Raw genomic sequence first — 13,987 nt, 5'->3', positions numbered from 1 at the left:
CTTATTGCTCCTTAGCCAAGGCAAATACTGTGTCTATGGCCACCTGAGAATTATGCAGTATGGCCGCGGCTTGATTGCTTATCTCACTCAGCGGTGCGGCAAACACAGTCATCATTAGCGGCACCGTAAGAATCAGCACCAGAGCCCAGGTGCGACGTTTACCGGCATAGACGTTATCTTCAAACTGCTCATCCTGATTGGGATGATCGTGCCAGAACAAACTGGTACCGGCGCGCGACAGCGCCACCAGGGTGGCTAAACTGGCAAGCAGATAAATAGGCCAAAATACCCAGGCCACCTCGGCGCCAAAAGAAGCATCAAGCAACCACAGCTTGGCGACAAAGCCGGATAAGGGCGGTAGACCGGCCAGGGCGATGGCGGCAACCACAAAGCAGATTCCTAACAATTTGGGCTGAGCCACACCGCGGCTATTAACCAGTCGGTCCTGCACCTTGCCCCGCTGCAGGGCTATCATATCGGCAACCAGGAACATGGCGGCGCAGGCTATGGTCGAATGAATCATATAATAGATGGCCACCGCCGTGGCCTGCTCTTCATTAAGCGCCACCATGGCTATCAGGGTACCGACAGAAACAATCACCAGGTTGGCACTAAGACGGCGCAAGTCTTCCGCCGCCAGCCGCCCACCGCACCCACGACCAAGGTCACCAGGGCCAGTGGCCACAGCCAGGTGCTGGCGATGCCGCTTAGCTCCCCCGCCTGCTCGCCAAAGATCATGGTGAATACACGCATGATGGCGTACACCCCAACCTTGGTCATGATCGCAAATTGTGCGGCAATTACCGGCATGGCGCGACCATAGGTGGCCGGCAGCCATAAATGCAAGGGCAGCAAGGCCGCCTTAAGGGCAAAGACGATAAGCAATAACAGGCCGCCAATTTTCGCAAGATAGATATCATCACCCTGCAACAGCGCTACCTTAAGGGCCATATCGGCCATATTCAAGGTGCCCAGCACGCCGTAAAGTACACCCAGGGCAATCAGGAAAATACTCGAGCCGACCAGGTTTAAAATCACATAATGCAGCGCCGCCTTGGTGGTGTGCTTGTCTTTTTTGTGCATCAAGAGCGCGTAGGAGGCGATCAACAGCACCTCAAAAAATACAAACAGGTTAAACAGGTCGCCAGTTAAGAAGGCACCATTTACACCCATCAGCAGGAAATGCGCCAAGGGATGATAAAAGCTTCCCGCTTTGTCATCGCCACGGCTGGCATACACTATGGTCACCAGGGACAAAAAGCTGGTCAAAATACACAGAGCCACAGCCAGAGGGTCTGCATATAAGACGATACCAAAGGGCGGCTGCCATTCGCCGATAGCGTAAACCACGGGGCCACCGCTTAAGATGGTGCTTAACAAGAAACCTGATGCGACCAGGGTCGCCAAGGCCATAAAAGAGGCCACCCAACGTCTTAATACCAGGCTTTTACCGCATGGCGGCAGCAACAGAATGATGCCCGCCAACAGCGGCAATAATACGGGTAAGGTGATCAAATGCTGCATTTATTTCGACCCCTTAGTGGCACGGGTAGCGCGCGGCTGACCATCAACGTGGTCATTACCCAGGTCGGCACGACCACGAATGGCAAGGATCACCACAAAAGCGGTCATTGCAAAACCAATCACTATGGCGGTTAATACCAGAGCCTGCGGCAGTGGATCGGCATAGCTGGCCGACTGCCCTAGCACCGGTGCCTGGTTGATTTTCAACCGACCCGATGAAAACAGGAATAAATTGACCGCGTAAGAGAGCATGGTCAACCCCAACACCACGGGAAAGGTACGGGCGCGCAAAATCAGATAAATGCCACTGGCCACTAACAGACCCACACAACTTGCATATAAGAGTTCCATTAGAGATTAACCTTTTCTTTCGGGGTTTCTGCCGTCAATTTACCAAGACTGGCAAGGATCATTAATGTTGCGCCTACCACGGTTAAATACACACCTAAATCAAATATCATGGCGCTGGCCAATTCGGTTTTGCCCACCAAGGGGATATCGAAATAATCAAACCAGCTGGTTAAGAAGTTACGGCCAAACAGCCAGCTACCCAGGCCGCTCAAGGTGGCGATAGCCAAGCCCGAAGCAATCACCTTGCGGTAGTTAATATCCATGCGGGCGCGGATCCAATTAGAGCCATTGGCCATGTATTGCAAAATAAAGGCAATGGAGGTCACCAGGCCGGCAATAAAGCCACCGCCAGGCAGGTTATGGCCGCGCAGGAAGATATACACGGACACCATGATCGCCAGCGGTAACAAACTTTGTGAAATGCTCGCAAGCAGCAGAGGGTGACGTTCGCGCGCCCAAGGACGCCCTTCACTGTCAGAAGATGGCATAAATAACGGCAGATTCAGCAGCAGCTTGTAAATACCCAATGCCGCTATGCCCAGCACAGTGATTTCACCCAGGGTATCGAAACCACGGAAGTCCACGAGGATCACGTTAACCACGTTTGTGCCGCCACCGCCGGTTTTGGCGTTGCCGATAAAGAACTGTGAAATACTCTCCTGCGGACGCGTCAACAGCGCATAACAGATACTGCCAACGACAATACCTATGGCACTACTGATGCCTAAATCGCGCAAGATGCGAAGTGAGCTCGACTCCTTAGGGGTGCGCTGCGGCAAGAAAAAGAGCGCCAGCATCAGTAACATCACTGTTACTACTTCCACGGTAAGCTGGGTCAAGGCCAAATCCGGCGCCGAGAAACGGGTAAAGACCACTGAGGTCATCAAGCCCACCACGGAAACCAGGATCAGGGCTATCATCCGCGAGCGATGCCACACCAAGGTAGCCAGAGTGCCTATCATCAGCAGCGCCGCACCAATGGCATTATGGGCATCAATCTCACTCAGCCCGGTTGCCCCGGCCAGGGTATGCATTTCAAACAGGGGCAAGCCCGCCACTACCAAGGTAGAGAGCAAAAGAATAAAGATATAACGCTGCAAGGAGCCATTTTCTATGCGCAGGATTTGCTCCCGTGACCACACCACCACCTTGTGAATGCTGGCATCGAAGGCTTTTTTGGCGCTCACATTTGGTAAAGAGGCCTGGAACTGGAACAGGTATTTACGCTGTGAATAAATAAACAGACCGCCGGCCACCGCCACCCCACTCATCAATAGCGGCAGGTTAAAGCCGTGCCAGATGGCCAGATGATAATCAGGTGCCTCGGCACCAAGCACAGCATGAGAGGCCGCGGTTAGTAGCGGATCCACCACAAATGCCGGGAATAAACCAACCAAGACACACAGGGCCACCAAAATTTCGATGGGCACACGCATATAGCGCGGCGCCTCATGCGGCTGCTTGGGCAGATCCTTTGGTTCACCATTGAAGAATACATCATGGATAAAGCGTGCCGAATAGGCCACCGACAAGGCACCGGCCACGGTCGCCAACACTGGAATTAACCAGGACATGGAGCCAAGCATCTGCTGGTGCAGGGTCTCGGCAAAAAACATTTCTTTCGATAAGAAGCCGTTCAGTAGCGGTACCCCGGCCATGGATGCCGCCGCCACCATGGCCAAGGTCGCCGTATAAGGCATATAGCGCCACATACCGTTGAGCTTGCGCATATCCCGGGTGCCGGTTTCATGGTCGATAATACCCGTGGCCATAAACAAGGAGGCCTTAAAAGTGGCATGGTTGATAATATGGAAAATCGCCGCCACGGTTGCCAACTGAGTATCCAAACCCAATAGCAAGGTGATCAAACCTAAGTGACTGATGGTTGAATAGGCCAACAAGCCCTTTAGGTCGTGCTTAAACAAGGCAATGTAAGCGCCCACCAACAAGGTGGTTAAGCCGGTGACACCAACGATAATGAACCACAGCTCGGTGCCCGCTAAGGCAGGATAGAAACGTGCCAGCAGGAAGATGCCGGCTTTAACCATGGTCGCCGAATGCAGATAAGCACTGACCGGGGTCGGTGCCGACATGGCATGAGGCAGCCAGAAATGAAACGGAAACTGCGCCGACTTGGTAAAAGCGCCCAGTAAAATCAGTACCAAAATAAGCGGATACCACTTAGAGCTTTTTACCAGCTCGCCGCTTTGCAAGATCACATCCAGCTCATAGCTGCCCACCAGTTGCCCCAACAGCACAAGGCCTGCCAGCAAAGCCAGACCACCGGCACCGGTAATGGCCAGCGCCATACGTGCGCCCTTACGCGCCTCGGGGTTATACCACCAATAGCTGATCAGTAAGAAAGAGCTAACACTGGTGAGCTCCCAAAAGAACCACATTTGAATAATGTTGTTTGCCGTCACTATGCCGAGCATGGCGGTCATAAACAGCATTAAATAAGCGTAAAGCTTGGGCATGGAGTCGTTGGCGCTCAAATAATAGCGCGCATAAAGAATGATCAGCAGGCCAATTCCCAAGATCAGGATACAAAACAACAGGCTTAAACCGTCTAAGCGAAAGGATAAATTCACCCCTAATTCAGGTATCCAAGGTAGGCTGGCGTAGAGTGTTTCGCCGGCCAATACCTGCGGTGCCATGCTGAGCACCAGCACCAGGCAGATTAAAGGCATAATTGCGGTCACGGCGGCGCTTTGATTGCGCGATAGTTTGCCGGTAAAGCTCGCAAGTAAACTGCCTAACAAGGATAACAAGGGTATCCACAGCAATGTCATAGTTTAAAAACCTTTACTTTTGTTACCAAAAACCTTGGTAAAACTGTTATTTTTGACCCCACAAGGGCGGGCGCTTGGGACACCGAAAGCGTCAATACTAAGATTAGTTCAGCGCCAAATAAATATTGATAATTAATCAGTTATACTGGGCAGCCCTGCCTTTGTCTAGACTCGCCCTTCCTATTCGGCTAAATCTTAGGCGGCGGTTAACACCCTACTAACCTAGCTAACAAAAATCCGGACCTCTGCCTTATGTGACCTGGCCAATGTGCCATGGTTAAGCGTCATTTTTATTATTCAGGGCACGACGATATTCACGCCACTGGGTTTCGCCACTTAAGCGGTAGAATAAATCGGCAAAACGAATATGCTGTTTCGGCCTTGCCAGCTCGGCCAACCACAAGTTTCTGTATAGGGGCGTCACCCCAACTTCCGATTGCTCCATCAGGCTTTGCCCAATGCTGGGTTTATAGCCACGGCCATTGTCACAATAGGCACTGGGCGCCCAGCCTGGCGGCGCTCTGTCGCCAACCACAAGATTGGCATAGAGCTGCCCTTGTTGCTCACAGGCCCCCTGCTGCTCCTTAGGTGCCGGATACTCATCGGTAAAGCCGCTAAAGTGCAAGAGCTCATGGATAAACACATGATAGGGTGCATTCACTCCCAACTGCATAATACCGCCTTGAACATTGGCCAGCCCGCCGTCTGTCATCATCACGATAAAATCAAAACCCGCTGGCACTTGCTCCGGCGTTTGCGCCAAAGGCTGCCAGTCACAGCGACTAAAACTGTCACTTGTGCCTTGGCAGTTTAGGGTATCACCCAAATAGTGAGGCTCGGACAGGCATAACAATCCGGTACCAGGTTCAGGCTTGGCCTGATATCTGCGGCGCAACTGCTGCAGCTTATCCATGGCCGCCAGGCTGTCGCCGAGCAACAGCAGATTATAGCGACAGGATTGCGCCTGGATTTGCCGCAAATTTGTGCCAAAGCCCAAACTTTTTGCGACATCATGGCCCTCGACGCCCACCTTTAAGCCCAGGTGAAAGCGCCGCCGATATTCAAGCTCATCGGGTAAAGGATAAACGCGGCCTATCTCGGCCAGCACCTGCCAATGCCCTTGCTGCGCCAGCGTCTCGGCCAGTTGTTGCCAAAGTTGCGCCGCTGGGCGCTGCTCGCCTTTAGCAGCTAAGGCCTGCTGCCAGTATAAACGGGCACCATCAAAGTCATTTTTTTTCAGCAGGTGTTGGGCCAGTAATAGCTGGGCCTGAGGTGCGCCGTCTGTAGCTAGGCGGCGCAATACGGCTTCGCTGTAATGCCGATAGCTTAGTTGTGTTGGGCTGTGATAAAACCAAAAGGTGGCGGCGGCGGCATTATTTTGCGCCTGATACTGCACCAGTGCGGGGCTTTGACTCATACTCCCACACAGGCTTAGCAGCAAGATAAAAAATAGGCTAGTGCGCACCCTCGCCTGCCATTATGTCCAGCTCAAGGCGTGCATATTTATATTCGACAAACTCGTATACATTGGTCGAAAGCGCCAGTTTAAAGTAGTCGCTGGCCAGGGTATTTTCGCCCTTGGCCTGATGGCTTTTAGCGATATAAAAATAGGCTTCACACAAGCGCTCGGCATATTCCTGATGTGATTCCACACCCTCTGCCAAGGTTCCTAACAGTGCCTTTTCGGTGATTTTACCCTGATAAAAGGCCACCAGTTGATAGGCCCAGTTTTGCGGGTCCAAAGCTTGTGCCATATCTCTTAAGTTGGCTTTGGCTTTAAGTGGGTCTTCGTCACGCTCCGCCAAATAAACCCAAAGCACCCGATACGGGTCATCTGGGGCAAAGCGCAAAAAGGCCTGCAAATCATCGCTGGCTAATCCCGGGCGTTCTCCGTAATACAAGGCAATGCCACGGTTGAGATAGGCGTATTCATGCTCGCTGTTAAGCTCCAGCACTGAATCGAACATTTCATAGGCCTTGCCGTATTGCTGCATCAGGGTGTGATGAATACCAAGGAAGTTATACACCTCGGCCAGGTCCGGCTTAAGGTTAACCGCACGGCTAAAATCGATGCGCGCCAGGGTACTTAACCCTAGGCTGTCGAATAGCTTACCGCGATCATAATAAAGTAAGGCTTGCTGATCACTGGGCAGATCGGCCTGCTCTATCAGCTCACTATAACGGGCTACCGCCACTTCGCTGCGGTAATCGCTCGGCAGAGGTGCGGCAAAAGGTACGGTAACAACATATTGGGGACTATCTGGTACGGATTGGCAACCGGTTAAGAGTAGCGTGATAACGCCGGCTACCGTAAGCGATAATGTTTTTCTCAAAGTCCTATACCTATAATCCGTGCATGGATTTTCATTAAACCATAAAAAAGGGGCCTAAACAGCCCCTTTTACTATGCTTTTATCGCTTATTCGGCGTCTTTTACCGCTTCCGCTGCTGGCGCGCTCTGGTCTTGCGCCTCTTTGATGCTTAGGCGTACACGGCCCTGGCGATCAACTTCTAGTACCTTAACCTTCACTTCCTGACCTAGGCTTAGGTGGTCGGCAACATTGTTTACACGCTCATCACTGATCTGTGAGATGTGTACCAGGCCGTCTTTACCAGGTAGAACGTTAACGAAAGCACCGAAATCAACGATACGTACTACTTTACCTTCGTAGATGGTACCTACTTCCAGCTCAGCTGTTAGTTGCTCAACGCGAGCGATGGCAGCGCGCGCGCTCTCACCGTCAGTGGCTGCAATCTTAACTGTACCGTCGTCTTCAATTTCAATGGTAGTACCAGTTTCTTCGGTAAGCGCACGGATAGTAGCGCCACCTTTACCGATAACGTCGGCAATCTTCTTAGGTGGGATGTTCACTACATAGATACGCGGCGCGTAATCAGAAAGCTCAGCCGCAGGCGCAGAGATGGCTTCATCCATCACACTTAGGATGTGTAGACGAGCTGCTTGTGCTTGGTTAAGAGCGATCTGCATGATTTCTTTAGTGATACCTTCGATCTTGATATCCATTTGTAGTGCGGTAACACCTGCAGCGGTACCGGCTACTTTAAAATCCATATCGCCTAGGTGATCTTCGTCACCCAAGATGTCAGAAAGAACAACGAAGTTATCGCCTTCCTTCACTAGACCCATGGCGATACCAGCAACAGATGCCTTAGTAGGAACACCGGCGTTCATTAGCGCAAGTGATGTACCACATACAGACGCCATTGATGAAGAACCGTTAGACTCAGTGATTTCAGATACCACACGGATTGAGTACGGGAACTCTTCAAGTGTAGGAAGTACCGCAGCAATACCGCGCTTAGCCAGGTTACCGTGACCGATTTCACGACGCTTAGGCGAACCAACAAAGCCAGTTTCACCCACACAGAACGGAGGGAAGTTGTAGTGCAACATGAAACGGTTAGTAGAAGTACCTGTTAGGTCGTCGATCATCTGAGAATCACGCTCTGTACCTAGTGTTGCCGTTACTAGCGCCTGAGTTTCACCACGGGTGAAGATAGCACTACCGTGAGTACGGGCTAGTACGCCAGTTTTCACGTCAAGGGCGCGAACCATTTCAGGTGAACGACCATCGATACGCTGTTCACCAGCGATGATGCGACCACGAACGATTTTCTTCTCAAGTGAACCGAACTCGCCTGATACTTCTTGCTCGTCCAGGCTTTCGTCTTCGCCAAGCTCAGCGCTTAGTTTTTCGATCACTTCTGCTTTCGCTGCGCTAAGAGCGTCTTTACGCGCTACCTTGTCGGTAATGCGGTACGCTTCACCGATTTTCTCTTCGGCGATAGCAGCAACCTTACCCGCTAGGGTTTCATCTTTTGCTGGCGCAGTCCAATCCCAAGCTGCTTTACCCGCTTCGGCTTTGAACTCGTTGATAGCATTGATGATGGCTTGTGATTGCTCATGACCGTAAACAACGGCGCCAAGCATTACGTCTTCAGGAAGCGTTTCAGCTTCTGATTCAACCATAAGTACGGCGTTATCTGTACCAGCAACAACTAGGTCTAGCTTGCTTGTTTTAAGCTCGGTTAGTGATGGGTTCAATACGTACTGACCATCGATGTAACCTACGCGTGATGCACCGATAGGACCGTTAAATGGAATACCAGAAAGCGCTAGGGCCGCAGAAGTACCAATTAGGGCAACGATATCAGGCTGGATTTCAGGGTTTACTGAAACTACTGTCGCGATTACCTGAACTTCGTTTACGAAGCCTTTAGGGAAAAGTGGACGAATTGGACGGTCGATTAGACGCGCGATAAGCGTTTCGCCGTCGTTAGGACGACCTTCACGCTTTAAGAAACCACCTGGGATACGGCCAGCCGCATACATTTTTTCTTGGTAGTTAACGGTTAGAGGGAAGAAATCCTGACCTGGGTTTGCTTCACGACGACCTACTACGGTTACAAGTACCGAAGTATCGCCGATGCTTGCTAGTACCGCACCGTCTGCCTGACGGGCAATAGCGCCGGTTTCTAGAGTTACAGTGTGTTGTCCGTACTGAAATTCTTTAATAATTGCTTGCACTTAATCATTCCTTAAGTTGCATATAACCTACTCAAAAGCCGAATTACCAGCCCTTAAATCAGGTTAAGAGGGTTTTCTTAAGCACCTCACCAATTACAGTAAATAACCACACTCGTGTGAATGCCTTTATTTACTACAATTGGCAATATGGTGCCATCTAGTTTGCTGTATTGCGAAACTTAGACAGCGCTAAGTATACTCGTCAAAGACGCACAAAAAAAGGGGCGATTAGGCCCCTTTTTTCAAACTGGTATCAAAGAATTAGCGACGTAGGCCAAGTTCTTTAATTAGCGCAGTGTAACGCTCGATGCTCTTACCTTTAAGGTAGTTAAGCAGGTTACGGCGCTGGCTTACTTTGCGAAGAAGACCACGACGTGAGTGGTTGTCTTGCTTGTGGCTTGCAAAGTGACCTTGAAGCTTGTTGATATCTGCAGTTAGAAGTGCAACTTGTACTTCAGGTGAACCAGTGTCGCCTTCAGCGCGTGCAAATTTAGCAATGATATCTGCTTTTTCTTGGTTGCTTAGTGACATAATTTACTCCAAAAAGTGAGTGTTTATATACGGTAAGAGCCGATCACTAATCCAGCCCCACCAATTGAGCGCGCTATTTTATCAAGCTGGCCAATAACTACAAGTTATTTGTGATGGCCACGGCACGCTTGGCTTTGAGATGACCGTGCTGATTGCGCTCACCCACACCAAGGAAACGCTCGCCACAACGTACGGCGCATACCTCTTCTGGTACCTCGCCGATGACCACGGTTTGACCATGGGCAAAGGCAATGGCCTGCTGCTCGTCAATCTCAACGCTGGGCAAATCTTGCACCGCCGTGTCCATGGGCAGTAACAGCGTATCTAATACTTCGCTCGGTGCCTTATCCTGGCTTTTAGCTTCATCAAGCAGGGCTTGAAGTTCGTCCAGAGTCACCATTTTCTCGGCAGGGTAATGACCTACCTTGGAGCGGTGAAGCATGATCACATGCGCGCCACAGCCCAATAACTCACCTAAATCGTCCACTATGGTACGAATATAGGTGCCTTTGGACACATGGGCGGTCATCTGAATTTCATTGGCCTGTTCATCGAACTCATCCAGAGTCAGGCTGTAAACGTTAATACGGCGACACTTGCGCGGCACTTCTATGCCTTCGCGGGCATACTTGTATAAAGGCTGACCTTGATACTTGAGCGCCGAATACATAGACGGATACTGATCTGACTCACCGATAAAACCAGCAACATGCTGCTCGATTTGCGCCTTGGTAACATTCACAGCACGGGTTTCGACAACCTCACCATCGGCATCCGAGGTGGTTGTACGCTCACCCAACTTGGCGCGCACCACGTAGGTTTTGTCGGTATCGAGCAGGAACTGACTGAACTTGGTCGCTTCGCCAAAACAAATAGGCAACATGCCTGTGGCTAAGGGATCAAGGGCGCCTGTGTGCCCCGCCTTCTGCGCAAAGTAAATGCCTTTCGCCTGCTGCAGAGCGCGGTTACTGGAAATGCCTTGGGGCTTATGCAGTAACAATACGCCATCGACCGGACGGCCTTTTGTACGTCTGGCCATGCTGCTTATTCTTCCTCGTCGCTGCTACCGCGCTTTTGCTTATCTTCGCGCATCACCGACTCAACTAGGTTAGAAATACGCATACCTTCAAGTAATGAAGTATCGATAACAAAACGTAGCTCAGGGACGATGCGGGCACGAATACGCTTGCCCAGCAGCGAGCGAATGTAGCCACTGGCATCATTGAGAATACGCATGCTTTGCTTGGTCTTGCTTTCGTCTTCTTGGTTGAACACGGTCACAAAAATTTTCGCGTAAGATAAATCGCGCGATACTTCCACCGCAGACACGGTTACCATGCCTAAACGCGGGTCTTTAATTTCCCGTTGGATGATCACCGCAATTTCTTTTTGGATCTGTTGCGCTACGCGCTCTGTGCGAGAAAATTCTCTCATTTTCACCACTTATATTTAGGATACCGGCACGCGCACAGAGCACGGCAGGTATTACACAATCACAAATGGGGGCACAAGGGCCCCCATCAAATTTACTTAATGATCAAGGTTATAGAGAACGTTGTACTTCAACGATTTCAAATACCTCGATTTGGTCACCGACCTTAACGTCATTATAGTTCTTAACGCCGATACCACATTCCATACCGTTGCGAACTTCTTGTACGTCGTCTTTAAAGCGACGTAGTGATTCAAGTTCACCTTCGTAGATAACCACGTTTTCACGAAGTACACGGATTGGGTTAGAACGCTTGACCACACCTTCGGTAACCATACAGCCTGCAACCGCACCGATCTTAGGTGACTTAAACACGTCACGTACTTCGGCAAGACCGATGATCTCTTGTTTGAACTCAGGAGCAAGCATACCAGTCATGGCCTGCTTCACTTCTTCGATCAGGTCGTAGATTACGCTGTAGTAACGCAGGTCTAGGTTTTCAGCTTCGATAACCTTACGCGCTGAAGCGTCGGCACGAACGTTGAAACCAACCATGATGGCGTTAGAAGCAGCCGCAAGTGATGCGTCAGTTTCGGTGATACCACCTACACCACTACCTACGATCTTCACTTTCACTTCGTCAGTAGAAAGCTTCACAAGTGAATCAGAGATGGCTTCAACAGAACCTTGTACGTCCGCTTTCAGTACGATATTCACTTCTGAGATATCGCCTTCGGTCATGTTGGTGAACATGTTCTCAAGCTTAGCTTTTTGCTGACGCGCCAGCTTCACTTCACGGAACTTACCTTGACGGTATAGAGCAACTTCACGGGCCTTACGCTCATCGCGAACAACCGTTGCTTCGTCACCAGCTGCAGGTACACCAGAAAGACCTAAGATCTCTACCGGGATTGAAGGGCCTGCTTCTTTGATTTCTTCACCGTTTTCATCGCGCATTGCACGAACACGGCCATACTCAAGACCACAAAGAACGATATCACCTTGCTTTAGCGTACCTTCTTGTACCAGTACAGTAGCTACCGGACCACGGCCTTTATCAAGGCGAGATTCGATTACCACACCTGAGGCCATGCCTTCAGAAACAGCGGTTAGCTCAAGGATTTCCGATTGCATTAGTACGGCTTCAAGTAGCTCGTCAACGCCCTGGCCGGTTTTAGCCGAGATGTGTACGAACTGCGTCTCACCGCCCCAGTCTTCTGGGATAACGTCTAGCTGAGCTAGTTCGTTCTTAACGCGATCTGGATCGGCGCCTTCTTTATCCATCTTGTTCACGGCAACAATCAGAGGTACTTCAGCCGCTTTAGCGTGCTGTACCGCTTCTTTGGTCTGTGGCATTACGCCATCGTCCGCAGCAACAACCAGGATTACGATATCCGTCGCCTTCGCACCACGAGCACGCATTGAGGTAAATGCCGCGTGTCCCGGAGTATCAAGGAAGGTGATCATGCCGTTGTCAGTATCAACATGGTATGCACCAATGTGCTGGGTAATGCCACCGGCCTCGCCCGAAGCAACTTTAGCTTTACGGATGTAGTCCAGAGTCGATGTTTTACCGTGGTCAACGTGACCCATTACGGTTACTACCGGTGCACGAGATTCAGCTTTACCGCCTTCGCTGCGGTCGCTTAGTACTTTCTCTTCCAGTTCGTTTTCACGAACTACCACAACCTTGTGACCCATTTCTTCTGCAACTAGCTGTGCAGTTTCCTGGTCGATAACCTGGTTAATGGTTACCATGTCGCCCATTTTCATCATGGTCTTAACGACTTCGGCACCCTTTACCGCCATACGTGAAGCAAGCTCGGCAACCGTGATGGTTTCACCGATACGTACTTCTTGCTTCTTATCGGCAACTGGCTTTTGGAAACCATGCTGTAAAGAAGTAGGCGCTTTAAGCTTACCTTTTTTACCCTTGCCCATTTTTAGTGGTGCTTCGGCAGTTTCTTTGCCCTTAGGCTTTTTCTTTTTACGACGCGCGCTTTTCTCTTCGCGTGCATCTGACTCGTCTTCCGCTTCACGTGCATAGGTAGAAGTAGTTAGGTGGTGATCCGCCGTTTCTTCACGACGTTTACGTTCCTCTTCCTCTTTCTTCCAACGCGCTTCGTTTTCTTCGGCTAGGCGACGAGCTTCTTCTGCTTGACGTTGTGCTTCTTCTTCGGCTTTCTTCAATGCTGCCTCTTCTGCTTCTTTCTGTAAGCGCTCTGCTTCATCACGTTCTTTCTGAGTTTGCGCCTCATCCTTTGCAGAACCTTTACTTTCTTTGCGCTGTGCTTCGGCTTTACGCTTCGCTTCTTCTTTGGCTTTACGTTCGGCTTCTTCTTTGGCCTTGCGCTCTGCCTCTTCGTTCGCTTTACGCTCGGCTTCTTCTTTAGCCTTACGCTCCGCTTCTAATTTAGCCTGTGCTTCGGCTTCAAGACGCTCCTGCTCTTGTGCTTCCAGACGCGCTTGTTCTTGCTGCTCTTCTAGGGCACTTTTCTTCACATAGGTACGCTTTTTACGCACTTCGACCTGCACAGCCTTGGCCTTACCGGTTGAACCGGTTACGCTTAGGGTGCTTTTCTTCTTGCGTTGCAAAGTCATACGCTCTGGGCCTGAGGCACCAGCGCCACCGTGCTGCTTAGACAAGTGATCAAGCAGTTGCTCTTTTTCCGACTCGTTTACCTGGTCACCCGCTTGCTTTTTAATGCCCGCGCTGTCCAATTGCTGTAGCAATTTATCAACAGTTGTACCAATGTCCTCGGCCAGTTTTGTTACACTTACTTCTGCCATATTCTTTGTTACCTCCGT

At 50.6% G+C, this 13,987-nt stretch carries 9 protein-coding genes and 1 pseudogene; all 10 read right to left on the bottom strand.

Annotated elements, in window-relative coordinates; translation table 11 throughout:
- Position 1: 1 nt before the first annotated feature.
- A pseudogene (locus C2M34_RS12655) lies at positions 2-1,524 on the bottom strand (monovalent cation/H+ antiporter subunit D).
- Positions 1,525-1,875: a Na+/H+ antiporter subunit C gene (locus tag C2M34_RS12650; RefSeq protein ID WP_105258982.1), complete on the bottom strand. Its 351-nt coding sequence runs from the start codon at positions 1,873-1,875 to the stop codon at positions 1,525-1,527. It abuts the pseudogene before it with no gap.
- Positions 1,875-4,667: a monovalent cation/H+ antiporter subunit A gene (locus tag C2M34_RS12645; protein ID WP_105258981.1), complete on the bottom strand. Its 2,793-nt coding sequence runs from the start codon at positions 4,665-4,667 to the stop codon at positions 1,875-1,877. Before C2M34_RS12645 ends, C2M34_RS12650 begins: the two co-directional genes overlap by 1 nt.
- A 277-nt stretch (positions 4,668-4,944) precedes the next feature.
- A complete protein-coding gene (locus tag C2M34_RS12640) occupies positions 4,945-6,084 on the bottom strand; it encodes a hypothetical protein (protein ID WP_158681446.1) in 1,140 nt (379 codons plus the stop codon).
- A 37-nt stretch (positions 6,085-6,121) separates the two neighbouring features.
- Positions 6,122-7,000, bottom strand: coding sequence for a lipoprotein NlpI (gene nlpI / locus C2M34_RS12635; RefSeq protein ID WP_105213008.1), 879 nt, complete (start codon positions 6,998-7,000; stop codon positions 6,122-6,124).
- Between the two features lie 86 nt (positions 7,001-7,086).
- Positions 7,087-9,216 carry a polyribonucleotide nucleotidyltransferase gene (pnp, locus tag C2M34_RS12630; RefSeq protein ID WP_105258979.1) on the bottom strand — a complete coding sequence of 710 codons (2,130 nt, stop codon included), beginning with the start codon at positions 9,214-9,216 and terminating at the stop codon, positions 7,087-7,089.
- A gap of 261 nt (positions 9,217-9,477) precedes the next feature.
- Positions 9,478-9,747 carry a 30S ribosomal protein S15 gene (rpsO, locus tag C2M34_RS12625; RefSeq protein ID WP_105201063.1) on the bottom strand — a complete coding sequence of 90 codons (270 nt, stop codon included), beginning with the start codon at positions 9,745-9,747 and terminating at the stop codon, positions 9,478-9,480.
- Between the two features lie 97 nt (positions 9,748-9,844).
- A complete protein-coding gene (gene truB / locus C2M34_RS12620; RefSeq protein WP_105201062.1) occupies positions 9,845-10,786 on the bottom strand; it encodes a tRNA pseudouridine(55) synthase TruB in 942 nt (313 codons plus the stop codon).
- A 5-nt stretch (positions 10,787-10,791) separates the two neighbouring features.
- Entirely contained in the window at positions 10,792-11,181 is a 390-nt protein-coding gene (gene rbfA / locus C2M34_RS12615) for a 30S ribosome-binding factor RbfA (RefSeq protein WP_105201061.1), read from the bottom strand.
- Positions 11,182-11,290: 109 nt separating this feature from the next.
- Positions 11,291-13,969, bottom strand: coding sequence for a translation initiation factor IF-2 (infB, locus tag C2M34_RS12610; RefSeq protein WP_105201060.1), 2,679 nt, complete (start codon positions 13,967-13,969; stop codon positions 11,291-11,293).
- Positions 13,970-13,987 lie beyond the last annotated feature (18 nt).

This window comes from Pseudoalteromonas sp. T1lg88, from assembly GCF_002964765.1.
Taxonomy (GTDB): Bacteria; Pseudomonadota; Gammaproteobacteria; order Enterobacterales; family Alteromonadaceae; genus Pseudoalteromonas.
The sequence above is the reverse complement of the archived record's forward strand: the minus strand, read 5'-3'. Positions and strand labels throughout refer to the sequence as shown.